General features: G+C 69.8%; 17 protein-coding genes, 1 tRNA gene and 1 rRNA gene. 5 read left to right on the plus strand and 14 right to left on the minus strand.

The genetic code is table 11. The features are described 5' to 3' along the window. A 16S ribosomal RNA gene (locus HJG45_RS27610) occupies positions 1-124 on the minus strand; the annotation flags it as partial. Positions 125-817: 693 nt separating this feature from the next. Continuing rightward, positions 818-2,965, minus strand: a complete 2,148-nt coding sequence (locus tag HJG45_RS27615; RefSeq protein ID WP_171617133.1) for a family 16 glycosylhydrolase — start codon at positions 2,963-2,965, stop codon at positions 818-820. A gap of 463 nt (positions 2,966-3,428) precedes the next feature. On the opposite strand from HJG45_RS27615, the gene HJG45_RS27620 reads away from it, so the two are divergent. Together HJG45_RS27620 and HJG45_RS27625 are read left to right on the plus strand one after the other, a co-directional pair. Next, positions 3,429-4,127, plus strand: coding sequence for a ParA family protein (locus tag HJG45_RS27620; protein WP_171617135.1), 699 nt, complete (start codon positions 3,429-3,431; stop codon positions 4,125-4,127). Continuing rightward, the gene (locus tag HJG45_RS27625) at positions 4,124-4,477 is read left to right on the plus strand and encodes a stability/partitioning determinant (protein ID WP_171617136.1); all 354 of its coding nucleotides are present in this window, start codon (positions 4,124-4,126) and stop codon (positions 4,475-4,477) included. Before HJG45_RS27620 ends, HJG45_RS27625 begins: the two co-directional genes overlap by 4 nt. An 83-nt stretch (positions 4,478-4,560) precedes the next feature. On the opposite strand, the gene HJG45_RS27630 is transcribed toward HJG45_RS27625, so the two are convergent. The 3 genes from HJG45_RS27630 to HJG45_RS27640 form a co-directional block, all read right to left on the minus strand. Continuing rightward, positions 4,561-5,160 carry a hypothetical protein gene (locus HJG45_RS27630; protein ID WP_171617138.1) on the minus strand — a complete coding sequence of 200 codons (600 nt, stop codon included), beginning with the start codon at positions 5,158-5,160 and terminating at the stop codon, positions 4,561-4,563. 100 nt (positions 5,161-5,260) lie between these two features. Next, complete coding sequence (locus HJG45_RS27635; protein WP_171617140.1) at positions 5,261-6,433, minus strand: helix-turn-helix domain-containing protein; 1,173 nt, start codon at positions 6,431-6,433, stop codon at positions 5,261-5,263. A gap of 416 nt (positions 6,434-6,849) precedes the next feature. Beyond that, positions 6,850-8,028: a hypothetical protein gene (locus HJG45_RS27640; RefSeq protein ID WP_174890594.1), complete on the minus strand. Its 1,179-nt coding sequence runs from the start codon at positions 8,026-8,028 to the stop codon at positions 6,850-6,852. A gap of 243 nt (positions 8,029-8,271) precedes the next feature. Here HJG45_RS27640 and HJG45_RS27645 point away from each other — a divergent pair, with 243 nt between their 5' ends. Together HJG45_RS27645 and HJG45_RS27650 are read left to right on the plus strand one after the other, a co-directional pair. Then, positions 8,272-10,551, plus strand: coding sequence for a glycosyltransferase (locus HJG45_RS27645; protein ID WP_171617142.1), 2,280 nt, complete (start codon positions 8,272-8,274; stop codon positions 10,549-10,551). Then, positions 10,548-11,558, plus strand: a complete 1,011-nt coding sequence (locus HJG45_RS27650; protein ID WP_171617143.1) for a family 16 glycosylhydrolase — start codon at positions 10,548-10,550, stop codon at positions 11,556-11,558. Before HJG45_RS27645 ends, HJG45_RS27650 begins: the two co-directional genes overlap by 4 nt. Positions 11,559-11,588: 30 nt before the next feature. Here HJG45_RS27650 and HJG45_RS27655 read toward each other — a convergent pair whose 3' ends face one another. From HJG45_RS27655 to HJG45_RS27680, 6 genes are all read right to left on the minus strand, one after another. Further along, complete coding sequence (locus HJG45_RS27655) at positions 11,589-12,878, minus strand: O-antigen ligase (protein WP_171617145.1); 1,290 nt, start codon at positions 12,876-12,878, stop codon at positions 11,589-11,591. Between the two features lie 302 nt (positions 12,879-13,180). Then, the gene (locus HJG45_RS29310; RefSeq protein WP_171617147.1) at positions 13,181-13,672 is read right to left on the minus strand and encodes a hypothetical protein; all 492 of its coding nucleotides are present in this window, start codon (positions 13,670-13,672) and stop codon (positions 13,181-13,183) included. A 193-nt stretch (positions 13,673-13,865) separates the two neighbouring features. Continuing rightward, positions 13,866-14,951 carry a hypothetical protein gene (locus tag HJG45_RS27665; protein ID WP_171617149.1) on the minus strand — a complete coding sequence of 362 codons (1,086 nt, stop codon included), beginning with the start codon at positions 14,949-14,951 and terminating at the stop codon, positions 13,866-13,868. Positions 14,952-14,967: 16 nt separating this feature from the next. Further along, the gene (locus tag HJG45_RS27670; RefSeq protein WP_171617151.1) at positions 14,968-16,446 is read right to left on the minus strand and encodes an MBOAT family protein; all 1,479 of its coding nucleotides are present in this window, start codon (positions 16,444-16,446) and stop codon (positions 14,968-14,970) included. An 86-nt stretch (positions 16,447-16,532) separates the two neighbouring features. Next, positions 16,533-18,782 (minus strand): Wzz/FepE/Etk N-terminal domain-containing protein, encoded by a 2,250-nt coding sequence (locus tag HJG45_RS27675; RefSeq protein ID WP_171617152.1) that lies wholly within the window; start codon positions 18,780-18,782, stop codon positions 16,533-16,535. Between the two features lie 162 nt (positions 18,783-18,944). After that, entirely contained in the window at positions 18,945-20,420 is a 1,476-nt protein-coding gene (locus HJG45_RS27680) for an oligosaccharide flippase family protein (protein WP_171617154.1), read from the minus strand. Between the two features lie 569 nt (positions 20,421-20,989). Between HJG45_RS27680 and HJG45_RS27685 the strand changes: the two genes are divergently transcribed. Continuing rightward, complete coding sequence (locus tag HJG45_RS27685) at positions 20,990-21,988, plus strand: replication protein RepA (RefSeq protein WP_171617156.1); 999 nt, start codon at positions 20,990-20,992, stop codon at positions 21,986-21,988. Between the two features lie 233 nt (positions 21,989-22,221). Here the strand turns inward: HJG45_RS27685 and HJG45_RS27690 are convergent, their stop codons facing one another. The 3 genes from HJG45_RS27690 to HJG45_RS27700 all read right to left on the minus strand — a co-directional run bounded on the left by HJG45_RS27690 (position 22,222) and on the right by HJG45_RS27700 (position 25,060). Then, positions 22,222-23,202 carry a polysaccharide pyruvyl transferase family protein gene (locus tag HJG45_RS27690; RefSeq protein ID WP_171617157.1) on the minus strand — a complete coding sequence of 327 codons (981 nt, stop codon included), beginning with the start codon at positions 23,200-23,202 and terminating at the stop codon, positions 22,222-22,224. Between the two features lie 18 nt (positions 23,203-23,220). Continuing rightward, the gene (locus HJG45_RS27695; protein ID WP_171617159.1) at positions 23,221-24,771 is read right to left on the minus strand and encodes a GMC oxidoreductase; all 1,551 of its coding nucleotides are present in this window, start codon (positions 24,769-24,771) and stop codon (positions 23,221-23,223) included. Positions 24,772-24,983: 212 nt separating this feature from the next. Continuing rightward, a tRNA-Met gene (locus HJG45_RS27700) sits at positions 24,984-25,060 on the minus strand. Positions 25,061-25,108: the final 48 nt, after the last annotated feature.

The following is a 25,108-nucleotide window of genomic DNA, read 5'->3' on the forward strand; positions in this document are numbered from 1 at the left end:
TCAGGATACATTCCTACGCGATACTCACCCGTCCGCCGCTGATGGCCGAAACCACCCGCGCGACTTGCATGTGTTAAGCATGCCGCCAGCGTTCGCTCTGAGCCAGGATCAAACTCTCAGGTTCATCTGCGTGGCCAGGCCGAAGCCCAGCCTCGCGGATGCCTATTCGACCAGGCTCCGCTCACTACTCTCGACGCAAAGTGCACTGCTTGATCGACAATACTGCGCCCCGGTCCCGTCACGGAACGAAGTCAACAGCACGCCGTCAGCGCACTTGCTTCCAAAAGACCGATGCGATTTTCAAAGATCCGTGCCGTTTCATCCGGCCGGCACCATATAGGCGCCGTGAAAGCCGAAAGCAAGGGCACCCTACATTTCTGTAGGACGAAAGAACACGTGCCCGAAGGCACAGAAGCCAGAAACCCCGGCGACTTGGCCCCCTCGTCCAAACCCTTGCCATCAACGCCATCGGCGTCTCTGGCAGGCTGGCGAGGCAAAACCGCGTCGCTGTGGGGGGGCGGCTTATGACGCCAGTTGCGGCCGGCGTCAACACCCTTTTTCCGGCCGCGCCCCCCAGGGTCTCCTTTGGCCGACCCAGATGGGCATCGCCCAGCCAAGGCCCGCAAAAAAAGGGCGGCACCCGAAGGCGCCGCCGAGTTTAGGGAGGAAACGTCCAAGAAAGCAGCAGGCGGCGAACCGCTTTGCTGCGATGCACAAAATAGCCTGGTTGCCGCCCAACGCAAGCGGCACTCCTTCGCGATCAGCCATGCCCTGTTTGCGGGGATGGCCGGGAGCCCCGCGCCAGGCGCACTGCCCGTCAGGCGGAGAAGACGATGTCCCCAGCCACCAGCGCGGTTAGGCCCGGCAGGAAGATCGATTGCCCGGTGCCGTAGTCGATCTCGAGGCCGGCATTGCCCGCGGCATCCCGCGACGGGTTCACCCAGACGGTGTCGGCGTCGATGCCGCGCAGCATGATGCGATCGACGCCCGACTGGAAATCGACGATCCGGTCATGGCCGTCCCAGAGCGAGAAGGCGAAGGTGTCGGCCCCCGCCCCGCCGATCAGGGTGTCGTTCCCCTGCCCGCCCAGGAGGAAGTCGTCGCCGGCGCTGCCGGTGATGCTGTCCGCGCCGCTCGAGGCGGAGACGTATTGCGGCATCGTCCTGGCGGAGAGGTCGATCGTATCCGCTCCCGTGGTGCCGCTGACCGGCGCATCGCCATAGATGATGCTGTCGGCCGCCAACGCGGTCACGCCCTTCAGCGTCACCGTGTTGTACGGGTTGACGGTGACGACGAGGCCCACGCTCGTGCTGGCGACGCTCGCCGCGGTGACGCCGTAGAGCAGCAGCTTGTCGACGCCCACCTGGAAGTCGGTGATGATGTCCTTGCCCTCGTTGACCGCGACGGCGAAGACATCGGCGCCGGCGCCGCCGGTCATGGTGTCGCTGCCGCCCTTCCCCTCGATGCGGTCGTTGCCGTCGCTGCCGAGGAGGCTGTCGGCGGACCAGCTGCCATTGACCAGGTCGGCCTCGACCGCCGCCGGGCGATAGGGACCGGCGAGGTCGGCGAACTGATAGGCCTTGATGGAATCGATCGACATCGTCGCGCTGGAGACGCCGTCGGCCGCGCCAGGCCAGCTACCCTTGCCGCCCACGGCGAGGTTGGCGAGCATGTACATCGGGCTGTGCATGTCGGAGGGCGTGGCCGTGGAGAAAAGCGCCGTTCCGTCAAGGTAGAAGGTCAGCTTGTCCGGCCGCCAGGACACCGCATAGCTGTGGTAGGCGAGCGAGAGATCCTCGGTCCAGATGCTGGCGCTGTCCTGGATATGGCTCCCGGTCGCCTGGCTGTGGGACGTCATGTAGAGCTGTCCCGGCGTGTTCCCGAGGATCTCCATGACGTCGATCTCCGGCGGCCATGTGCCGTCGGCGCGCAGCAGCCAGAAGCCCGGCCAGAAGCCGGCGCCGCTCGGGATCTTGGCGTTGATCTCGAAGTAGCCGTAGGTCTGCACGGCCGAGATCTCGGTGGTGATGAGGCCGCTGGTGTAGCTCAGGCCGCTCGGCAGGCCGCTGGCCGGGGTGGCGGTGATGTCGAGGCTGCCGCCATTCTCCGCATGCAGGGCGAAGGGATCGGCGCCGACCGTTGTGTCCGAGTAGTATTCGACCTCCTTGTTGGAGGACAGCGTCCGGCCGCCCCCCATGAAGATGGTCTTCCAGGCTGCGTTGCCGCCGGCGTCGAGTCCCGTCGGCGTGGCCGAGAAGCTGGTGAACTCGTCGCTGAAGGTCAGGGTGAGGCTGGCCGCCAGCGCCGCCGCGGGCAGGATGAAATCGGCGGCGGTGAAGGCGCCCACGCTCTTGTTCTGGAAGGTCACCGCATCGGTCGACGAGAGCTGCAGCACGGTGTCGGTGCCGAGCTGGGTGAGGGCGGCCTGCACGGCGGCGAAGCTGGTGAACTGCGTGAAGGCGCCGCCGATGGCGAGCTGGTCGGCGCCGGTCTCGAAGTCCCGGATGAGGTCCCAGCCGGTTCCCCCCTGCATGAGGAAGCGGTCGGCGCCGTCTCCACCCGAGAGGATGTCGTTGCCCACGCCGCCATCGATGGTCTGCGACCCGCTGCCGCCGGCGATGATGTTCGCCAGGGCATTGCCGGTCCCGGACGTCTTGGCGCTGTCGAGGACCATGTTCTCGACGTTGTCCGGCAGCAGGTAGGAGCCGACATAGGAATAGAGGGTGTCGACGCCCTGGCCGGCCAGCTCGACGACCCGATCCTGCATGTTCCAGAGATAGTAGCTGTCGTCGCCCGTCCCGCCATAGGCGGTGCCGCCGCTCGGCGTCGACATGAAGTCGTTTCCGCTGGTGCCGTAGAGCGAGCCGCCGGCTGGGACCTGCGAGCCGCTGAGCCAGGATGTCGGGGCGCCGCTGGCCGCCAGCCACACGCCGCTCGCACTGTACCCGCCCGTGATGCTCGTCATCTCTCCTCCTTGTTGCTATATTGCAACAAACAAAGTGGAATGTTAACGCTTAGCGGTCGTAAAGCCGCGCATTCGACAATCTATGGTTGTGAAATCGCCAGCATCAGTCAACTCGCATAAACAACAATCAAGTTAAATTTCGTGTGTTTTTTGCAATGTCCAAATTATAATACGATTCTGTATTTGTTTTTACTGCTAATTTGTTTGTTTTTTAGAACAAAAGACAGATTACATGTAATGGTAGAACTTTTCGTGCCCCGGGAACCGAGCCGGGTCGACCGACGCCCCCCTACAACAGGCGCGTGGCAGACTTTGATAGCTGTTGGATATCCATTGTCTATCCGATAGCTTTCGGATAAGCCCTCGCCATCCGGAGCGGATGAGGCTCCGAAGACAACAGGCCGGAAGCCTTGGCCACCGCCGCACGTGCAAGGCCAGGGCGCCAGCGGAGAGCGCTATCCCCATGCCCTCGATCGTCTTCGCCAGCCCCAAGGGCGGCGCCGGCAAATCGACCTCCGCCGTCGTCCTGGCCTGCGAGCTCGCCCGCAAGGGGGCCGCGGTCACCATCATCGATGCCGACCCGAACCGCCCCGTCTCGGCCTGGGCCCGCCGCCCCGGCCGGCCGGAAGGGCTCGAGGTCATCGCCGACGTCACCGAGGAGACGGTGATCGACGCCATCGAGGGCGCCGCCGCGCGCGTGCCCTTCGTCATCGTCGATCTCGAGGGAACGGCCAGCCTGACCGTCGCCTATGCCATCAGCCGCGCCGACCTGGTCATCATCCCCTCCCAGGGCAGCCAGCTCGATGCCGCGGAGGCGGCGAAGGCGATCCGGCTGATCCGCCAGCAGGAGAAGGCCTTCGCCCGGCGGATCCCGCATGCCGTGCTCTTCACCCGCACCAGCGCCGCCATCCGGCCGCGCACGCTGCAGCACATCCGCAGCGAATTCGACGCGCATGGCGTGCCTGCGCTGCAGACCCAGATGCATGAGCGCGAGGCCTTCCGCGCCATCTTCAGCTTCGGCGGCACGGTTGACGGGCTGAATCCTGGCCAGGTCAGCGGGCTGGAGGGGGCGGTGAAGAATGCCCGCGCCTTCGCGGCCGAGGTGGTGGCGATGCTGCGGCCGGCCCGGCCAAGCGAAATCCCGACGGAGAGCATGGCATGAGCGACAAGCGCGCAGGGCTCTTCGAAGAGGAGCTGGATGTCAGCGGCTTCGCGCCCAGGCCGCCGGCCCGGCCGGAGCAGGTGAAGGCGGTAGCCGAGGAAGCCGGCTTCCGCAGCCGCGGCCCGGCGCCGAGGTCGGCCAGGACCGAGCCTTTGCCGGCGGCACCCGCCGAGCGGCGGGAGCAGCGCCGCTACCGCACGGGGCGGAACCAGCAATTGAACCTGAAGGTCCGGGCGGAGGATGCCGCCGCCTTCTATGCCATCGCCGATGCCCAGGGCTGGGTGCTGGGCGATGCCTTCGCCCGTGCCATCGCCGCCCTCACGCGGGAGTTGCAGACGCGGAAGCGCTGATCGATGCAGCGAAGCGGGATGCCGTCCCGAAAGCAGCAATAAGGCGGATCGCCAGATTTTGGTATCCGATAGCTACCTAGTAGCTATCCGCGCTGGCGCGTGCTCCAATGCTTTCCTGCCCGGCCGCGCCGCGCCGCGCCGGCGACCAGCCAGCGCTGGCTGCGGTCCCGGGATGTCGGCCGGGAGGCATCGGCGGACAAAGTCGCCGCCAGCTCGGGATCCCGATCCGGTAGGTCCGGCAGATGGGCCAGCTCGCTGGCAGGCGGCCGGCGCCGGCGCTGCCGCTTCGGCGGCATGGGCTCCGGCGCAGGCTCTGCCGCCTCGGCCGGCGCGGGGTCATCCGCGGCCGGCGGCGGGGCCGCTTCCGGCACCTCGGCCGGTGCCTCCGCCATCGCCTCGGCTGGCTCCGCCATGGTTGGGACGGCTGCCTCCGCCGTCCCGGCCGGCTCCGCCTGCAGCCATTGCGCCAGATCCTGCTGCTGCCGGCGCCCTTCCTCGATCAGCTGCTGCAGCGTGCCGACCGTCTCAAAAAAGCCGTCGCCGCGGGTCGCCAGGATCGGCTCGCCGGCCCGGTAGAAGATCTTCCGCTGCATGGCCATGCGCTGGACCTGGGCATCGGAGGCGGGCAGGAAATTGACGCCGCAGGCTTCCGCGGCAGCGATGTCTTCAGGGCTGAGGTGCAAGAGACAATTCTCGAACAGTCGCGGGGAAGCACGGCACAAGCCGCCCGGAGCATCATCTGGGGCGCTGCCATGCGGGATACAGGGCGAATACTACCAATGCTCAAAAAATCCCATACGCCCGGAAGCTGCGACGCCCCGTCGACTCCCGTATGATCCTGGCCGCCTCCAGGCGCCCGAGCAGCCGCAGCGCCGCCTGCGGCGTGATGCCGAGCTGCCGGGCCAGGCCGCGAGCCGTGACCGCCGGCGCGCGCAGCACCAGCTCGGCGGCGGCCGCCAGATGACCGCGCCGCCCCATTCCCACCAATTGCCGCGCCGCCGCCTCGGCCTCGCGCAGCCGGGCCAGTTCCGCGAGGCCCTGCCGCGCCGCCAGCGCCACCCGGTCGAGGAAGACGGCCAGCCAGCCGGCCGGATCACGCAGCGGCAGCGCGGCTGCCCGACCGGGGCCGTTCATCGCCCAGAAGGGCAGGGGGATGGCCCGCAGCCGGCCGCGGCGCCGCACCACCGCGGCGGCGAGCAGCAGGGCCTGGGCCGGCGCGGGCTGCCCGTTCTCGAGCGCATTGACCGACATCCAGGCCGCGGCCGCCGCGGCGGCGGCCAGCAAGGGCGGCTGGGCGCGATCGAACGCCGCCGCGCGCCAGGCGGCCAGCCGCTCCGGCCGCAGGCGGAGCGGCGCCGCCTCCATCGCCAGGGGCTGCAGCAATGCGGCCGGATCGGCGAGCGGATCCCGGTGCATCGGCCTCGCCAGGCGACGCAGCGCCCGGGCCAGGGCCAGACCTTGGGCAAGGGTGGCGCCATCCGGCAGCCGGTCGGCCTCCGCGGCCAGGAGGGCGCCGGCATGACCGGGCCCGGATGCACCGGCCGTGGCCGGCAGGGCCGTCCCGGCATGGCCGCCCAGGGCCGCGGCGATAAAGTCGCCGAGCAGCCCCGCCTCGGCCAGCGCCAAGTCCCGCGGATGGATCCAGGCCCGGTCGGCGGCGCTCGCCAGCCAACCGGCGGCCTCGGCGAAGGCCATGCGGGCGACCAGCCCCTCGCAAAGGGCAGGGGAGGCGGCCTCGGCGCCGGCATCGAGCCGGGAGAGAGCATCCTCGGCGGCGGCGAGGGGGGCGGCCAGGGTGCGCCAATCAGGCTCCGGCCTACGGCGTGACGGGGCGAGCCAGGGTGGCGGGGCCATCGCCATGGCCTCCGCCGCCGCATCCTCCCAAACCGGACGCCAGGGCTCCTGCCCGTCTGTCGCGTCGCTCTCCGCCGGCTCCTCCGCCTCCTGCCCTGCCATCTGGCCTTTATCTTCAAAGTGCTGAAGATCGATTTGAAATCTTAATGCGCCTCCGGTTTCCCCGCTCGGGGAGTTTTCCGGCAGGCCCGATCGGGCTTCGCCGCGGCGCATTGGATTGTGTCCGATAAAAGCTATTTTCGGACAGAAGCAGTTCAGCCGTGTCGGCCCGCCTGCTCGTCAGCGCTCCGACATCGGCCGGCGGGTCGGCATGGTCGTAGTCGAGGCGGGTGGAATGGGTCTGGCCCTCGAGCACGGTCTCGACCCGCAGCGGCAACCCGTTCGATCCAATCCCCCTAGACCATGATCCGCTCACACAGGTTCACGGATCATGGTCCAGGCCGTTGTTTGATCGCGTGATTCACGCTTTCCGGTGAGTCATCTCAAGCGAGATCACGCTCTAGGCAAACGGCCGGCGCTCAGACCGGCACCGGCGCCCCGGCCGCGGGCAGGAGCAGGCGGGCATCGCGGGCCTGGGCCTGCAGCAGGGCGGTGGCCAGCGCCACGCCATCCTCCACCAGATCGGCCTGCGGGATGGCCGCGACCGCCGCCGCCGACGCCGCATAGCCGGCCGCGTCGAGCCCGGCGAAGAAGGCCGGCAGCGCCTGCTGCAGCGGCTCCTGCAGCAGCAGCCCGGCCCGGTGCCGGGCCAGCCAGCGGCCGGTCTCGGTCCGCGCCAGGGCGATCGGCACCGCACCGTGCAGGCTGCCCTCGTAGAGCCGGTTCGGCAGCAGCCAGTCGGAATTCGCGCCCGCCTCGAAGTAATCGATCGCCCAGGCGAAATGCACCCCGCGATACATGGCGGCGAGGTCGCGCCTGCGGTCATAGGGGCCGAGGAAGTGCAGGCCCGGCGTCGCCGCCACCACCGCCTCGAAGTCCGGGATGGCGCTCGGCGCCGGGCGGCCGCGGATCTCCACCTCGACCCGGCCAGGCAGCCGGCGGACCAGATCGGCCAGCAGCATCAGGCTCTCGCGGCAGCGGATGACGCCGTACCAGCCGATCCGCCAGGGCGGCGCGGCTGCCGGTCGCGGCGCCGTTGTCTGCGCCTGTTCCGCCAGCTCCGCCTGCAGCACCTTGTTCTCCACCAGCATCGCCGGCGGCAGCGCCGCGCCATGCGCCGGGACGAGATGCTCGCGCAGGAAGGCGGGCGAGCTGACCAGCAGCAGGTCGCAGGCGCGCAGCAGCCGCCCCTCCAGCCGCCGCATCGCCCGACTCTTCCAGGTCCCGCCGACCAGCAGTCGATGCACATCGAGGCATTCCTGCACCAGCATCGCCCCCGGCGCGAAGTGCGCCCGCGCCGCCCGGGCCAGCACCAGCGTCTCGAGCTGGCGCGACATCACCACCGTCGCCCCGGCGAGATGCGGCGCGAGGGTCCCGAGTTGCAGCCGGGCCCGCAGGACGGACAGCACCCGCTTGCCGAGCCGCGCATCCTCCGTCCGGCCGAGCGGCACGGTCGGCCAGCCCGCCACCCGCGCCGGCGGCGCGGCATCGCGATGGAAGCCGATGACGACGGCCGAGGCCAGATGCGGGGCGAGCATGGCGAGCCGGCGGGCCACGGCCGGGTCGGCGAGGTCGTGGACAATATAGGCGAGGCGCATGGGCGGTCGCTCGGGCTCCGGACAAGGGCCGCGGCGACCGTGCTGCGTCCGGGACCGGAGCCCAGACGGTAGCGGGAAATGCCGAGGCGGAAATCTCCTTACGGTTAATAGATTGATTGCCTAAATTCTATACTGGATTTTCTAGTATTAGTTGATATTCCCCGCCCGATGCACCCGGTCAGACGTCATCCGGTCCCTGATCGCGATGCGGCCGGGCCCGCCTCGCCGCCTTCGGAGCCAGCCATGCCCCTGTCCCTCGAGCGCCCGCTGGTGAGCGTGGTGATGGCCAACCACAACGGCGCCCGCTTCCTGGCCGAGGCGCTCCGCTCGGCGCTCGCGCAGAACCTCGCCGCCATCGAGGTGGTGCTGGCGGATGACGGCTCGACCGATGACAGCCTGGCCATCGCTCGGGCCATCGCCGCCGAGGACCGCCGCCTCGTCATCCTGCCATCGGCCCCTCAGGGCGGCCCGGGCGCGGCGCGCAACCGCGGCCTCGCCGCCGCGCGGGGCCACTGGATCGCCGTCATGGACAGCGACGACCTGATGCATCCCGAGCGGCTGGCGCGGCTGCTGGAGGTCGCCGAGCAGACGGGCTGCGACATCCTCGCCGACGACATGCTGGCCTTCTTCGCGGATGGCAGCGCGCCGCGACCGCTGCTGCGCGGCCGCCTCGCCTTGCCGGCGGAGATCGACCTCGCCACCTATGTCCGCGCCAATGCACTGTTCGGGCGGCTGCCGGCGCTCGGCTATCTCAAGCCGCTCATCCGGACGGCGCTGCTGCGGCGGAGCGGCATCCGCTACGACCCGGCCCTGCGCATCGCCGAGGATTACGACCTGGTCGCGCGGCTGCTGGCCATGGGGGCGCGGTTCCGCATCCTGCCGGAGCTCACCTATTTCTATCGCCGGCACGATGCCTCGACCTCGCACCGGCTGCGCCGCGGCGACCTCACCGCCATGCTGGCCTCCGACAGCGCCTTCCGCGCCGCGATCGGGCCGCAGGATGCGGCGACCGAGGCCGCCTTCCGCCACCGCCGCGCCAGCATCGAGCGGGCGCTCGCCTATGACGCCATCCTCGCCGCGCTGAAGGCAGGCGACCCGGCCGCGGCGCTGCGCGAGGCGATCCGCTCCCCCGGCGGCGCGGCGCTGCTGCGGCTGCCACTGCGCGACCGGCTGGCCAGGATGCTCGCCCGGCTGCGACCCGTGGTGGCCCCCGCGCCGGAGGGCGAGGCGCGGCGGCTGCGCGTGCATGTCGTCTCGCGCAACCGCGTCACCGGGCGGGAGAGCGGCAGCTCGGCCTATCTGCTCGGCCTCTGCGGCGCCATGGCCGAGGCGGGGCACGAGCTGCACCTCACCTGGCCCTCGCCCGCCCCGCTCGGCCGCACGCCGGTGCTGCGCCTGCGGCCGGAGATGGCGGTCTTCCGCTCCGTCAGCATGCGCGGCGCCTGGCGGCTGGGTCGCTTCCTGGTAGCGCGCGACCCGGCGATCTGGGCCGCCGCCGGTCTCGGCATCGCCGACCGGCTGTTGCGCAGGGCCGGGCTCGGCCTCGGCAGGCTGGTGCGCAAGGCGCCCTATGCCGTCGCCGTGCCCTGGCGGGCGGAGGATCTGCTGCATGTCGCCGGGCGCATCCGCGGCGAGGCCGATGTGGTGGTGGCGGACTATGCCTTCCTCACCCCGGCCTTTCCCTATGCGCTCAGCCCCGCGGCCCGGCGCATCGTGGTGATGCACGACCTCTTCTCCAGCCGCGCCGCGCAATTCGCCAGGGCCGGCAGCATGGATTCGGTGGCGCTGATCGACCAGGCGAGCGAGTTGCGCCTGCTCGGCGCCGCCGATGCGGTGGTGGCGATCCAGGGCGAGGAGGGTGCCTTCATCCGCCAGTCGCTGCCCGGGCGGCAGGTGATCGTGGCGCCGCTCGCGGCCGAGCCGGTGGCGGCGCCGCAGCTTGGAGAGGGCGCCTCGCTGCTCTTCGTCGGCAGCGACACCGCGCCGAACCTGGACGGGCTGCGCTGGTTCCTGCGCGAGGTGCTGCCGCGCATCCGCCAGGCCGTGCCGCAGGCCGAGCTGCATGTCGCCGGCAAGGCGGGCCCCGCCATCGGCCCGCTGCCGGAGGCGCTGGCCGGCGCCGTGAGGATCCTCGGCCTGGTGCCGGATCTCGCGCCGCATTACCGCGCGGCGGCCGTGGTGGTCTCGCCGCTGCTCGTCGGCTCCGGCCTCAAGGTGAAGCTGGTCGAGGCACTGAGCCAGGGCAAGGCGGTGGTGGCGACGAGCGTCACGCTGCAGGGGGTGCAGGAGGAATGCGCTCCGGCCGTTCTGCCGGTGGACGAGGCGAGGGATTTCGCCGCCGAGGTTGTGGCGCTGCTGCTCGACCCGGTGCTGCGCGGCGAGCGCGCGACGGCCTCGCTGCAGGTGGCGCGCGAGCGCTTCTCGGCTGCGTCCTGCTATGCCGGGCTGCTCGGCTATCTGGCGACGGGGCGGACGGAGGATGCCGCCGCCGCACCGAAGCACGGGGGGCTGAGCGCGGCATGACCGACCGAACCACGTCCCGCCCCGCCCCGCCGGCACGCCCGGCCATGACCGCGCCCGGGCCGAGCTCGCCGGGCGCGACGCGCCGTGCCCTGCTGCGCCGGATCACCGATCCGGCCGCGCCCCGCCCGGCCACGGCCTCGCCGCACCGGGACGCGCCCGTGGGCCTGCCGATGGTCCGGCGGACCGCCCTCGCGCTGCCGGCGCTCCTTGGCGTCCAGCCTGGCGCCAGGGCGGCGGAGCCGCCGCTGCAGCCACAATGGTCGCCCGCGCAGGCGCCGGACGAGGCCCGCCGTCCCGGCATGCGGCTGACCTTCGCCGAGGAGTTCTCCCGCTTCGTCTGGTCAGTCGATGGCCAGCAGGGGTGGCGGACCAACTTCCCCTATGGCCGCACCCTGCCGAGCAACAAGGAGGCGCAGTACTATTCAGATGCGAGCGTCGGCACGCATCCCTTCGCGGTACGGGACGGCGTGCTGGAGATCACCGCGGCCCCCGGCGAGAATCGCGGCGGCCTGCCCTACACATCCGGCCTCATCACCTCGCAGGGCGGCTTCGCGCAGCGCTACGGCTATTTCGAGATACGCGCCCGGCTGCCTCGGGGCCGCGGCCTCTGGTCGGGGCTCTGGCTGCTGCCGGCGGACAGGACCTGGCCGCCCGAGATCGATGTCGTGGAGATGCTCGGCCACCAGCCGGGCGTGGTCTATGTCTCGACGCATTCCAAGGCCAGTGGCCGGCGCGAGGCGAAGACAGTGCCGGTCAAGGTCGGCGACGTCTCGGACGGCTTCCATAGCTTCGCAGTGAGCTGGCGCGCCGAGGAGATCCGCTACTTCCTCGATGACCGGCAGATCGCCGCGCTGCCGACGCCGGCGGACATGCACAAGCCGATGTTCCTGCTGGCCAATCTGGCGGTCGGCGGCCCTGGCAGCTGGCCCGGCCCGCCGGACGCCGCGACGGCCTTCCCGGCCCGGATGCTGATCGACCACATCCGCGCCTGGCAGTTCGACGAATAGGGCGCGCAGCCGTTCGCCGAGCCGCAATCGTCAGCGCGCCGGGCTGGGCACCGGTGGCCCGCCCGGGCACAGGGTTGCCTGCCAGCTCGGGCGCCGACCCAGGCGTCGCGTCTCCGCCACGGCCTGCGCGCCGTAGCTCCAGAAGACCGGCAGCAGCAGCGAGCCCATGGAGAAGGGCGTGAGGAAGTCGAGCTCGACATAGGCGCGCGAGAGGAAGATCGCAGTGGCTGAGACGAGGAAGGCATGCTCCGGGCAGGGGCGGCGGAACACCGCAATGAGCGCCGCCGCCGCCACGGCCGCCAGGGTGACGGCGAGGACGGCGACGCCGACATAGCCAAGCTCGATCGCGGTCTCATAGTAGAGATTGTGGAAGTGGAATCCGAAGCGCGCGATGATGTCGGAGGCGCGCCAGAGACCTTCCGCCTCCACGCTTTCCTGCACCCAGAAGGCCTGGTAGCCGACACCGAGCAGCGGGTGCAGCGGGATCAGCCCATCGGCCCGCGACCAGAGGAAGGTCCGCCCCGTGAGACTGGTATCCTTGCCGGCCGAGCGCAGCAGCATCTCGAGCACCCCGGCATCCTGCAGCATCAGGAAGGTCACCACCATCGCCAGGGCGAGCAGGGTGGCGAGGACGTAGAGGGCTGGCCGCAATCGGCGCGACAACCGCCCTGCGAGAGTGAAGAAGCCCAGGCAGCCGAGGGCGAGGAAGAGAGTGACCATGGCGCCGAGCGATTTCGCCATCACCAGCAGGGGCGGGCCAATGACGAGGCTGAACAGCCCGAGCAGGCGCAGCGGGCGCGGCTGCAACGGGTCCGCCAGCACGGCGGCGGCGGATAGCATCATCATGCTGATCATCAGCGCGAAGTTGTTCTTGCTGCCGAAGATGCCGATCAGCGCCATGTCGCCATGAATGCCGAGCACCGCCCTTTTGCCGGTGGCGGCGCCGATGAGCACGCTCACGAGCATCATGCACATGAAGGCGGAGAGGAAGCTGCGCAGCCTCTGCGCCCGCGCGATCAGCACGCCAATGCCGGTGACCAGCAGCAGCTCGATGGCGTTGCGCAGGGTGATCGCCGCCGCCTGCGACCAGAGGGTGGAGGCGAGGGCGAGGAGCGGCAGGGCGAAGGGCAGCGGCGCGCGCAGCAGCCGGTCCAGGTTGCGGGCCGGCCAGGCCAGGAAATACAGGCTCCAGCACAGCAGGAACAGCGCGATCAGCGCCGGGCTGATGCCGACCGCGATGTTGTAGCCGGTCAGCGAGAGGAAGGTCATCCACCAGATCGGCCAGTCGATCCCGGATGGACCGGCGGGCTTTCCGGCCATTGCGGCCGCCCTCATGGCCGGATGGCGCCGCCGCGGATCAGCGAGGCATGCCAGACCATGACGATCGAGATCGCCCTGCAGCGCAACCCGCCGGGCTCGGCTCGATAGCGGCCTGTATTGGGCCGCCGCTCCAGGCTCTGCGGGAGGGAGCGAGCGGAGACGGGAAAGGGCTGCATGGCCGGGGGTTAGCCCGCAATCGCAACCAGAAAATGTCCGTGCGGCGCGCTAAGCTTTGAAATGTCGAAGCTGGGGAGACAGGCCAACCGGCAGCGATGCCGGTTGGCCTGAGACAGCAGCCTGCGTCAGGACGCGTAGAACTGGTAGTCGTAGGCGGCGCTGAGGTGGTTGGTCTCGTGGTCGGCCATCTTCACCGAGAGCCAGCTGAAGCCGCCGCCATGCGCCGCATCGGCATAGACCTTGTAGTACTGCAGCGAGGGCATCTTGGCGGAGACGCCGAAGAAATCGAGATGCGCGCCGGTGGCCGCCGTGCCGTAGCCATTGAGGGCAATGAAGTCGTTGTCGACCCCCGGAGCGTTGGGAAGGCCGGCGCCCTGGAAGTCCATGATGGTGGCGCCGCCGTTGAGCTCGGTCCAGCCGGTGCTGTTGGCGTGGTTGAACTTGAAGGTGTCGTTGCCAGCGCCGCCATAGAGGTAGTCGGCGCCGGCGCCGCCATAAAGCGTGTCGCTGCCGGCACCGCCGATCAGCGTGTCATTGCCGGCGAGGCCGTTGATCAGGTCGTTGCCGGAGGTGCCGACGACCTTGTCATTACCGACCGTGCCAGTGAAGGTTGCCATAGGGAACCCTTTTCGAATGAGAAACCAACAGGCGGCAACCTTGCATGATCCTAAAAGTTGATCAAGTATTGTTTTATCTCTATTTTTAGATTTTGTGTGTGGGTTTAAACTCCTATAAATCTAATATTTAAATTCCTAATGCTTGAGGGCGTCCCATCAGGAGGACGTGGCGGCGCTCCGGTCCAACCCCGGTTCAGTGCGTGCGGGAGGCCATCACGTCGGGCAGGGACCGACTGCATGGGATCGACTGCCCAGCCGGCGCCGCATCACCAGCGGCGCCGGCCAGCAACTTGCCAAGCTGCGTGGACAGGAGCGCCGCACCCTGCGCGTTCAGGTGATCGGGATCGTACCAGAGACCGGTATCGGCAAGCAGCGTGCCGGTGCTGAGCATCTCGCCATGTCCGGCATAAAGCGAAGGATCGCGCGGCTGGCTGCCGACATAGGCATAGCTCGGCAGGTAGAGGAACTTCACCGCGACGCCGCGCTCCGCCGCCAATGCCAGGATGCGGTCGAGATAATGGCGCGGGTAGCGGTATTCGAGCGCCTGGAGATGGCTGCCCAGCATGTTGCCGTTCTTGGCCGCGCGCGCCCGCTCCGCCGCGCGCTCAAGACGCTCTGGCGGCAGGACGCGGTCGCGCGGCGGCGTCAGCGCGACGCCGCCCACCTGCACCTGCCGCGTGTTGTCGACATCCTCGCCGTCGTAATGGGCGGGGTCGAAGCGGCGATGCAGGCCGAAGCGCTCCGGCATCAGCGTCTTCAAGCCGAGCATCACCTGCCGCGCCGGCAGTTGCGCGATGTCGGAGAAGTAGTTGAGGTTGATCAGCAGCGGCGCCTGCAGGACATCCGAGACCTCGGCGACGGTCGAGAAGAAGGGATGCGCCTTGCGGCTCTCGTTCTCGAAGACCTCGAGCACCAGTGTGCCGACCTTGCGATTCTCCAGCAGCTCGCGCGCGATCAGCCAGTGCATGTTGCGGCCGTAGGAGGGGAAGGCGAAATTGGTCACATACCGGCACGCCCCGCTGGCCGCCGCCAGTGCCGCGCGGACCGCGGCACCGTCCACGCCGTTCATGGTGTGCGAGGTGCCGATGAAGGCGATGTCGATCGGCGTCTCGTCGAAGTGGATGCGCTCGTAGATCCAGCCAAGCCGGGCCCAGGCCTCGGACCGCATGTCCTGCCAGCGGATATAGGGATCGTGCGGGATGGCGAGGCTGCCGGCGAGCGTGGCGACGGCGACGACGGAGGCCACGGCGAAGCGCCGGAGCAGGGATGGGAAGGCCATCGGCGGCACCTCAGCGTCAGAAGGTGAAGTAGAGGAAGACGCCGGGCTTCGGCAGCCGAGCGATGCAGGCCGCGGCCAGCAGGCCAAGGCAGACCGTGGCGAAGCCTGGGCTGGCGGCGAGCCGCTGCAGGCCGAGCACCGGTCGCAACGCCGGACTCGCCTGCCCATCCTCCAGTCCCTGCGGGTAGCGCGCGAGCTCGAGCAGGTTGGGCTGCGACACCGCGATGAGGCCGCCAATGCCGATCAGCAGCCAGCCGAGCAACCGGTCCGGCAGTCCGACCGGCAGCGTCCCCGGATTGCCGCCGCCTGCCATGGCCTCGAGGATGCCGAGGGCCGCCTCGAAGGAAACGGCACGGAAGAAGACCCAGGCGATGACGACGCCGAGCATGGTCAGCGCCCAGGCGGCGCCGCGCGGCAGCCGCAGGCGACCACCAGCCAGGGTCGTCCAGCCATGGTTCAGGATCAGGTAGGCGCCGTGCAGGAAGCCCCAGAACAGGAAGGTCCATCCGGCGCCGTGCCAGAGGCCGCCGAGCGTCATGGTGGCCATCAGGTTGGCGTAGCGCCGCAGCTTGCCGGCGCGGTTGCCGCCGAGCGGGATGTAGAGATAGGTGCGCAGGAAGGCCGAGAGGCTGATATGCCAGCGCCGCCAGAACTCGATGATGCTCGTTGCCTTATAGGGCGAGTTGAAATTCACCGGGAAGCGGATGCCGAACAGCAGGCCGACGCCGATCGCCATGTCGGAATAGCCGGAGAAATCGAAGTAGAGCTGCAGTGTATAGGCGATGGCTCCCATCCAGGCATCGGCCGTGGACAGCGCCGCGCCCTGCGCCGCCGCGGCGAAGACCGGATCGGCGAATTGCGCGATGGTGTCGGCCAGCAGCACCTTCTTCGCCATGCCGAGGACGAAGATGGTCGCGCCCATGGCGATGAAGCTCGAGGCCAGGCGGCCGCGCCCGGCATGGGCGAATTGCGGCAGCATCTCCGCATGGTGGGTGATCGGCCCGGCGATCAGATGCGGGAAGAACAGCACGAAGAGCAGATAGTCGAGCGCGTTGCGCGCCGGCTCCTGGCCGCGCCAGGTTTCCACCAGGTAGGCGATCTGCTGGAAGGTGAAGAAGCTGATGGCAAGCGGGATGATCAGCGTCGCCGCCACGTCGTGGACGCCGAACATCCCGCCCAGGTTCTGCAGGAAGAAACCGGCATATTTGTAGTAGCCGAGCAGGCCGAGATTGAGCGCGAGCCCGAGGAGGAGGATCGCCTTGCGCCGGCCGGGCTCACGCATGCGGTGGATGGTGGCGCCCAGCCCGTAATTGACCGCAATGGATCCGAGCACCAGCGGCACGTAGCGGGGATCCCACCAGCCATAGAAGACCAGCGAAGCCAGGATCATCGCCAGCTTCGCCGCCACCTGCCAGCCACGGATGCGCAGCAGGTGGTAGGTCAGCAGCGTGAGCGGCAGGAAGCCGAAGACGAATTCGAGGGATCCGAACAGCATGGGCAGCCCGCTTCTGGTCGCGGCCGCCGGCCGCAGCATGGAAATCGTCCGATGGCGCCGGCCCCAGCCTTCACTCCGGCACCGCTTCAGACCGTGGCTTCCGTCTCCCGCTGCGGCACGGAGGCCGGGCCGGTCACGCCGTACTGCTCGAGTCGGCGCATCTCCACGCGGTTGAGCACCACGCCGAGCAACCGGTCGCGGCTGCCATGCAGCCCGTCCAGGATCTCGGCCAGCGCCTCGCCCTCGAGATCGCCCCAGCTCGAGACCAGCAGGAGGCCGTCCAGCAGCTCGGCCAGCACGCTGGCATCGGCAGCGCTGCCGGCCGCCGGCAGGTCCAGCACCACGCGGTCGTAGCCGGTGCGCAGCGCCGCCATCAGCCGGTCCGCCCGCAGCGGCGCCAGGATCCGCGCCGGCTGCGCCGCCGACTTGCTCGCCGCGGCGGGCAGGAAGTGCAGCCCGGTCTGCGGATCGCGCCACACCACCTGCTCGAGCGGCATGGTGCCCTCGGCGATCTCGGCCGCGCCGCCGGTGCTCTGCGGCGCCAGCGCCCGGCTCAGGCTCGCGCCGCGCAAGTCGAGATCGACCAGCAACGTGTTGTAGCCGGCATCGGCGAAGGCATAGGCGAGGTTGGCGGCGACGGTGCTGGCGCCCTCGCCGGAGCGCGGCGCGACGCAGCCGATCACCTGGCCGCCCGGCGTCCGGCGCCGCCAGACGGTCCGCAGCGCGATGCCGCGCATCGTCTCGGCGAAGGCGGAGGCAGGCCGGTCGATGACATGGCGCAGCGCGCTCGCCCGGGTCGGCAGCCGCCGCAGGCCGGGATCGGCCGGCTGGCCGTCCAGGCTCTGCACGGAGGCGGAAAGCCGCGGCAGCATGCCGAGGCACTCATGGCCGGTGGCCGCCTTGATCTGCGCCGGGGTCCGCAGCCCCTGGTCGAGCAGCTCGCGCAGGATGGCGAGGCCGCCGCCGAGCATCAGGCCGATCACCAGGCCGAGGCCGAGCACGAGCACCGCCTTCGGCCAGCTTTTCCGCAGCGGCGGGACGGCGGGCGACATCACCCGGGCCTCGGTGATGGGGAAGGACTGGTCCTGCACCGCCTGGGTGTAGCGCTGCAGGAAATTCTCGTAGATCGACTTGTAGCTGTCGGCCGCGCTCTGCAGGGCGCGCAGCATGATCCGGTCGCTGTTCACCTCGGCCGCAGCGCCGGCGAGCACGGCCAGCTGCCGGCTCAGCTCCGCCTCGTTCGCCTTCGCCACCTCGAGCTCGCTGCGATAGGTCTCCGAGATGCGGGCCAGCTCGTTCCTGATCGACTTCTGCAGCTCGGCCATCTCGATCCGCGCATTGACCGCGGCGGTATGCCCGCTGCCGTAGCGCGCGGACCATTCGGACTCGCGGCGGCGGGCGTCGAGATACTGCTTGCGCAGCGCGACGATGACGGTGTTCTCGATCGCCTCGGCCATCGGTGCGTCGACCAGACGGTCGGGCGAGATGACGTTGATGCGGTCGAACTTCGCCTGCGCATCGGCGAGCCGGGCCCGTGCGGCGGTCAGCTGCAGGCTGAAATCGCCGAGCTGCTGCGCGTTGAACTGGCCCTTGTCGGTGTCGAGGATGTTGTGGCTGGCGCGGTAGTCCTGCACTTGTCGATCGGCAGCGATCGCCTCGTCGCGCAGCTCGCCGACGCGCTTCTGCATCCAGGCGCTCGCCACACTCGAGACATCCGCGAGAGCGGCGACCTGGCGCTGCAGGTAGTGCTCGGCCAGGGCATTCGCCAGCCGGGCCGAGAGCGCGCCGTCCGGCGTGCGCACGGCGACCTCGATGACCGCGGTCAGGCCGATGCGGCGGACCGAGATCAGCTTCATCAGCTTCTCGACCGCGAGCGAGCGCAGCCGCTCCTCGTCCGGCGGCCCGTCGCTGCTGACGAGATCGGCGACGAAGCTGACAACGCCGCCGATGATGCCCTTGCCGATGGCGTTGAAGTCGGCGTCGTGCAGCAGGTCCTTCTGCTGCACGACGGCGCGCGCCAGCCCCTCGGACCGGATCACCTCGACCTGGCTCTCGACCAGCGCGCTCTCGGATTGCGCATCGGTGACGAGCGGCTGCAGGCGGAAGGGGTTGCTCTGCCGGACATCGACCAGGAGCGCGGTAGTGGCGGTGAATTGCGGCGTGGCGACCAGCAGGTAGAGAACCGCCAGGCCGAGGGTGACAACGGCCGAGCCGATGATGGTCGGCCAGCGCCGGCGCAGGAAGCGCAGCATCCCGGGCAGCCAGCGGAAGGGCGGTGCGTCCTGCCCTTGCGGGGAGGCGGCCAGCATCTCGGTCGGGTTCTGGACATTCATCATGCAGCAGGCATCCGAACGGGCTGGGCCTGATCCGACGGGACGAACGGCGCGTCTCGTGGCTGCACAGGCTCTTTTTTGAAAAATCAATAGGATAAGACAGGGTTGTTTTAACCCTCCTTCAACTTATCCGGGCTTCCCGTTACCATATTGCTACTACATGGATCAGGCCTGCGGGGCCGGCCGCGGCATCGCAAACCAGCGCCGGCAGAGCAGCCGAAGGCCGAAAGACAGCAGCATGAGCCCGGTCGCGGCTGTCCCGGCCGCGGCCAGGGTCAGCAGGCCGGATGCCAAGTCCTGCTCCGCGCCGGCGAGGACCCGACCGGCCAGCGCCTCTCCGGCCCAGGCGCCGGCCAGCATCGCCCCGAAGGGCAAGGCGACCTCCAGCGCATAGACCCGCCCGGTCCCCGGCAGGTCGTGCCGGGTCAGCCAGGCCATGGCGGCCGTCGAGCCGAGGCTACGGAGCGCCAGGGCGAGGGCGCAGGGTATGAGGCCGACCGGGGCCAGCAGCAGCACCAGGGCCAGGCCGGATCCGGCCGAGCAGAGGCTGACCCGCAGCAGCTGACGGTTGCGGCCCGAGACCGAGAGCAACGACCCATGTGCGCTGCCGAGCGCCCGCAGGAAGCCGCCGAGCGCCAGCAGGGCGGCCACTGGCGCGGCCTCGGCCCAGGCCGGGCCGAAGACCAGGGTGATCAGCCGCAGATGGGTCGCCATGATCACCGCTGTCGCCAGGCCGCAGCTGGCCGTCAGGACCATCAGGCCGCGGCGCAGCCCCTCGGCGGTGTCGCCGGGCCGGCGCCGGGCGAAGACCGGCTGGAACAGGATGCCGCCGAAGGAGGCCGCGGCGGTGATCAGGATCGTCTCCACCCGCTTGGCCAAGTTGTAATAGGCCAGCTGCAGGCCGCCGAGCAGGCCGGCGACGAGGACCTGGTCGAGGTAGTTGTTCACCGCCGCCACCAGCCGCACGGCCGAGGCATGCGCGGCCTCCTGCCGGAGCCGGCGCAGGCAGTCGCGGTGCAGCCGGGGCCACACCAGGGTTCCGGTGCCGGCGGCGGTCAGCAGCAGCAGCAGGGCCGAGAGGCCGAGCTGGTAGGTCACCAGCCCGGCCATGGGATGGCCGGCCAGGAGCAAGCTCAGGCCGGCCGCCCCGGCCCCGGTCGTCGCCAGGATCGAGCGCAGCGCCAGCCGGCGGAAGGACAGCCGCTCGGCCAGTATCGCCTGCGGCTGCAGCGCGGCGAGGTCGAGCGGGATGCGCAGGCCGAGGACGGCGATCGCCAGCCCGGCCTGCTCGACTCCCGGCACCAGCCATACGAGCAGCGGGGTCAGCAGCAGGTGCAGGCCGAACAGCCCGAACCCTCCCAGGAGCAGGCAGGCGAGGGCGGTCTCGGCGGCGCGCTGCCGGTCCTCCCGCTGCTGCAACAGCGCCTCGTAGAGGCCGGGCAGGCCGAAGGCCTTGATTATCTCGCTGACGGCCACGGCGAGGGCCACGGCGCCGATCTCGGCCGCCGGCAGCCAGCGGGCGAAGATGACGAAGATGCCGAGCGGCAGCAGGGCGCCGGCGGCCGCGTTCAGGGCCGACCAGGCGGCGCCGTGCAGGAAGCGGCCAGCGCCGGGAGAGGGGTCGGGGAAGGTGCGCGGCATGGACGCACCTAGCCTGGGCCGTACAGGATTTTCAAGTATAGGTTGATAAAGCTCTTCCAGGAAACTTCCAGCAAGTACCGTGGCTTGGACTGGCAGACCCGGTGCCGGACCGGGTTTCTCCACGCTGAATCGGCGGCCTTTAGCCCATCTTTGGTTTTTCGGATGATAAGAAGGTTCAGCCTTCCTCTTCCTGAGCCCTGCTCCGCTGCCGCAGCCCCGGTCTCTGGCCGAAAGAGAGCCCTTTTGGACTTATCCACAGGCGACAGGCCCTCGATCTCGCGAGGCAGAGCTGCCCTATAGGAGAATCTTATAGGCCTTAATTATAGGTATAGGCCGCCGATTCAGCGTGGATAACTCGCTCAAAGGCCGCCGATTCAGCGTAAACCCGGCCTTCAAAGGCCGCCGATTCAGCGTAGCAAGGCCGCCGATTCAGCGTGGATAACTTCCCCTGCCCGCCCTCGGCCGGAATTCGACAGCGCCATGCCGAAAGGCCGCCGATTCAGCGCAGCATTGCGGCGCAGCATGGCTAGACTGCGCCCGCTCGCCCCGGACGCAGTGATCGGATCTCCATGGCCGGTATCCATCGCCAGCTCATGCTCTTCGGCACCGACGGCCTCCGGCGCGTCGCCGCGGCGCTGCAGGACCCGAAGGAGCGCCGCCGCGAGCTTGACCGGATCGCCGCCGCCAGCGTTGCTCTCGGCGAGCCGGCCGAGGACGACCTTGCCTTCTCGCATTCCGGCCTCTGCCAGACCTGCCTGCCGCATGCCCGCCCGGCCAGCAACGACCTGATCTGGGAGCGCAATTCCGGACGCTTCCACCTCATGGTCAGCCCCGGCGTGGTGCGCGGCGCGGATGGCCGGGCGACCCGCGTCGGCGTGCCCTATGGCACCCGCGCCCGGCTGATCATGATCTTCCTGCAGACCGAGGGGGTGCGCAGCCGCACCGTCAGCCTCGGCCCCAGCATGTCGGCCTGGATCCGCTCCCTCGGCCTGCCGGTCACCGGCGGGCCGCGCGGCACCATCCAGGCAATCCGCGAGCAGTCGCTGCGCATCGCCCGCTGCGAGTTCACCCTGCAATGGACGGCGCGCTCCGCCTCCGGCGGCGACGAGACCATCATCCGCGACCAGCGCCTGGTCTCCGGCCTCTCGCTCTGGCACGGCCAGGAGGAGGGCGCGCCCTGGCAGGCCACGGTCGAGCTGACCCGGGAGTTCCACGAGCATCTGCGCGAGCATGCGGTGCCGCTCATGCGCGACGCCATCGCGCATCTGAAGGACAACTCCCTCGGCCTCGACCTCTACACCCTGCTCGCCTACCGGCTGCAGCGGCTGGAGCAGCCCCTGCTGCTCCGCTGGCAGGCCCTGGCGGCCCAGGTGGGGGCGGATACCAGCCGCGTCTCCCACCTCGCCCAGCGGGTCAAGGCGGTGCTGCCGGACGTGCTGGCCGTCTATCCGGATGCCGGGGTGGAGGTGGTGCGGCACGGGTTGCGCCTGCTGCCCTCGAAATCGCCGGTGCCGCGCACCCTGGTCAACGGGTTGCGGGTGGTGGAGGCCGCCACACCACCCCGCTGAGCCTTCCCCGCAAAACCGCTTCGCGGCTTTGCGGGGACCCCAATGGAGTCCCTTCCTGCCCAAGGGACGTCACAGCCTGCCGCGGCCAAGCCGCGGCAGGACAACGGGCAGCGACGGTTTTGACAGGCGCTGTAAGGCGCCAGGATGCGGCCTGAGGCCAGAAAGGGGCGAGAAGGCTATTTGGAGTAGCCCTCCAGCCCTGCCCCGGCTCCAGGCGGCCCTCAGGCGCCGTATCAGGCGACTCTGGCCGGTTGGGCGGATTTCGCCAGGGCCTCGAGCCGCTCCAGCATCCGCGCCCGCAATGCCAGGCGCCGCGGCTCGGCGCTCAGCGCCGGCTCAGTCCGCGTCAGGCGCTCCAACGCCTCCGCCGTGCGGGCCGGGCTGAAGCCGAGAAAGGGGCGCAGCAGCGGCGAGCGCTTGGCCAAGCCCTTCAGCCGCGAGGCCAGAGTCGCCGGCTCCGGCGTCACCCGCTCGTCGAAGCGGGCAAGCGCCGCCTCGGCATCGAAGCGCATGGTCTGGCCGAAGGGGGCGGGGGCGCGGCCGAAGGCGAGGACCGGCCCGGGATCGGGCGGCGGGACCATCGCCAGCGCGAAGTCGCGGCCCAGCGAGAGGGTCCAGTCGACCCATTTGGTGATGCCGAAATTCTTCGAGGTGGCGAAGGCGATCCAGGGAATGCCGTAGACATCGGCGAGGATCGCGCCGTGCAGGGATTCCGTCAGCACCAGCCGCGCCCCGGCGATGCGGGCGATGACCTCCTGCGGCGTGCCGCGCGGGTCGAGCAGCTCATAGCCGGTCAGCTTCGCCACCTCCGGCCAGCCGGGATGGTCGAGGGTCTGGAAATGCGGCACCACCAGCGTGCCGCCCGTGCCCGTCGCCGCCTGCGGGAAGCCCGCGACCAGCGGCGTCAGGATGGCGCCGTCGGTGAGCGCCCGCTCCGCCGGCAGGCCCAGCACCCGCGCCGAGACCGGGCCGCGCACGCACCAGTACTCGACCTGCTTGCCGCGCCAGGCCTCGGGCCGGTCGTTGCCGATGCCGGAGGAGAAGACGTGCAGCCGTCGCAGTGCGCCGCAGGGCATGCCGATGATGGTGCCTATGCCGACGAAGCCGGTTTCCGGATCCTCGTCGAACAGCGCCGGCGCCAGGCCTTTCCAGAGCACGGCGTTCAGGTCATCGCCGAAATTCGGCACCTGCTTGCGGTAGTAGACGAGTTGCATGGATGGTCGTCCCCGCGCTCAGCGAACCGTCTCGACGCGGCGGCCCGGCCGCACCGGCTCCTGGGCCAGCTGGCCTGGCGCCGCCGCGCCGGCGATGTGGTCCCCCGCCCGGAGCGCGAGGGCGATGATGGTCAGCGCCGTGTTGACCGCCCCGGCCGAGGGCAGGGTCGAGGCATCAACCACGTAGAGGCCCTTGATGCCGTGCACCTGGCAGTCCGGATCGAGCACCGAGCTCGCCGGGTCGGTCCCGAAGCGCACCGTGCCGACCTCGTGCCAGAGATAGGGCGGCCGCTTGCGGGCGAGGGAGGGATAGCCGGCGCGGCGGAAGGCCTCGACCGCGAGATCGCGCAGGCGGCCAAAGGCCTGCAGGTTGTGCCGCGGCTCGACCCGCCCGGCGAGCCGGTCGCCATCGAAGCGCAACCCGGCCTCCTGCGAGGGCAGCGCCTCGCTCATGTAGAAGCACATCAGGCTGTGCCGACCGACCAGCCGGGCGACGGGCCGGACCAGCCGCGAGGCCTCCTCCCAGAAGGGCATCTGCCCGGCGACCTGCACCACGCCCAAGGGATGGGGCGAGCCGGGGCCGCCCTCGTAATAGGCGTTGATGGCGAAGGTCTTGGTGTAGAAGGCCGGCACCGGCCGCAGGCCGGTGAAGGGGAAGATCATGCCGACCGAGTGGCCGCCGAGATAGCGGCCGAGCGCGCCGCCGGCATTGCCGAGCCCCTCCGGATGCCGGTCCGTGCGCGAGCGCCGCAGCATCAGGGCCGAGCCCGGCAGCCCACCGCAGACGGCGACCACCCCGGCCCGCACCACGTATTCCTCGCCCTGGCGCCGCAGCAGCACGCCCGTGGCGCGGCCGCCCGCGCCGTCGGTCAGGATCCGCAGGCATTCGGTCTGGGTCGCCAGATGGACGTTGCCGGTCGCCAGCGCCGGCCGCATGGAGGCGGTCTCGGCATCCATCTTGGCGTCGCGAGTGCAGAGATGCGCGTCGCAGGTCGGGCAGAGCACGCAGCTGCCGCCTGGCCCGTAATCCAGGCCGCTCGGGACGGGCGCCACCGGCGTGCCGCTGCGCGTCAGGCGCTGCACCATCTCGGCGACGATGCCGCCATGCGGCAGCGGCGGATGCGGATAGGGGTTGGCGCGCGGCGGCTCGCTCGGGTCGCCCTCCGACGCACCATGCACGCGGTAGAGAAGCTCCGCCTGCTCGTAATAGGGCTCGAGCTCAGCATAGGTGATCGGCCAAGCGGGTGAGGTGCCGGTCTCGTGCTCGACGGCGCTGAAATCGCTCTCGCGCATCCGGTAGAGGGCGGCGCCATAGAATTTGGTGCGGCCGCCGACGATGCTGAGCGGCGCGTCGCGGCTGCCCATGACGTCGGTGATGAAGCGGCCGACCGGCTCGCCCTCGCCGCCGCGCTCGACCCGCAGGAAATCGCCTTGCTCGACCACCAGGACGCGCAGCCCCCGCTGCCCGAGGCGCAGCGCGAGGGGCGCGCCGCCGGCGCCGCTGCCGATGACCACGGCGTCATAGGGGCGCGTCAGATCGGTCGCCCGCCACCCATCATCCTGCTGCATCGCCGGGCTCCCATCCTGCTTCCTGCGGGAAGCCCAAGGGACAACACCAGAAAGGTGGGCAGAGAATGACTACGGCCCGCTTTACGGCAGTGATCCTGTCCAATCAATCAGGAAGCTATCGGATATCCGACAGATACCAACCAATGATGGGACCTGAACGCGAAGAAGCCGCCTGCGGAGAGTGTCCGAGGCGGCTGCAGCGATGCTGATTCTGGATGCGGGGACAGGATTTGAACCTGTGACCTTCAGGTTATGAGCCTGACGAGCTACCGGGCTGCTCCACCCCGCGTGGGTGGTGTGTGTGAGGGTGTTTGGATCCGGCTGGGTGGCCCGGCGG

It is taken from the genome of Roseicella sp. DB1501 (assembly GCF_013112485.1).
In the GTDB taxonomy this organism is placed as follows: domain Bacteria; phylum Pseudomonadota; class Alphaproteobacteria; order Acetobacterales; family Acetobacteraceae; genus Paracraurococcus.

Bases quoted from the DNA above. Each gene is read 5' to 3' on its own strand.
- HJG45_RS27620 (WP_171617135.1), top strand. From the start codon at position 3,429: ATGCCCTCGATCGTCTTCGCCAGCCCCAAGGGCGGCGCCGGCAAATCG.
- HJG45_RS27690 (WP_171617157.1), bottom strand. From the start codon at position 23,202: ATGCAACTCGTCTACTACCGCAAGCAGGTGCCGAATTTCGGCGATGAC.
- HJG45_RS27635 (WP_171617140.1), bottom strand. From the start codon at position 6,433: ATGGCAGGGCAGGAGGCGGAGGAGCCGGCGGAGAGCGACGCGACAGAC.
- HJG45_RS27645 (WP_171617142.1), top strand. From the start codon at position 8,272: ATGCCCCTGTCCCTCGAGCGCCCGCTGGTGAGCGTGGTGATGGCCAAC.
- HJG45_RS29310 (WP_171617147.1), bottom strand. From the start codon at position 13,672: ATGGCAACCTTCACTGGCACGGTCGGTAATGACAAGGTCGTCGGCACC.
- HJG45_RS27695 (WP_171617159.1), bottom strand. From the start codon at position 24,771: ATGCAGCAGGATGATGGGTGGCGGGCGACCGATCTGACGCGCCCCTAT.
- HJG45_RS27680 (WP_171617154.1), bottom strand. From the start codon at position 20,420: ATGCCGCGCACCTTCCCCGACCCCTCTCCCGGCGCTGGCCGCTTCCTG.
- HJG45_RS27625 (WP_171617136.1), top strand. From the start codon at position 4,124: ATGAGCGACAAGCGCGCAGGGCTCTTCGAAGAGGAGCTGGATGTCAGC.
- HJG45_RS27650 (WP_171617143.1), top strand. From the start codon at position 10,548: ATGACCGACCGAACCACGTCCCGCCCCGCCCCGCCGGCACGCCCGGCC.
- HJG45_RS27685 (WP_171617156.1), top strand. From the start codon at position 20,990: ATGGCCGGTATCCATCGCCAGCTCATGCTCTTCGGCACCGACGGCCTC.
- HJG45_RS27675 (WP_171617152.1), bottom strand. From the start codon at position 18,782: ATGATGAATGTCCAGAACCCGACCGAGATGCTGGCCGCCTCCCCGCAA.
- HJG45_RS27670 (WP_171617151.1), bottom strand. From the start codon at position 16,446: ATGCTGTTCGGATCCCTCGAATTCGTCTTCGGCTTCCTGCCGCTCACG.
- HJG45_RS27665 (WP_171617149.1), bottom strand. From the start codon at position 14,951: ATGGCCTTCCCATCCCTGCTCCGGCGCTTCGCCGTGGCCTCCGTCGTC.
- HJG45_RS27615 (WP_171617133.1), bottom strand. From the start codon at position 2,965: ATGACGAGCATCACGGGCGGGTACAGTGCGAGCGGCGTGTGGCTGGCG.
- HJG45_RS27655 (WP_171617145.1), bottom strand. From the start codon at position 12,878: ATGGCCGGAAAGCCCGCCGGTCCATCCGGGATCGACTGGCCGATCTGG.
- HJG45_RS27640 (WP_174890594.1), bottom strand. From the start codon at position 8,028: ATGCGCCTCGCCTATATTGTCCACGACCTCGCCGACCCGGCCGTGGCC.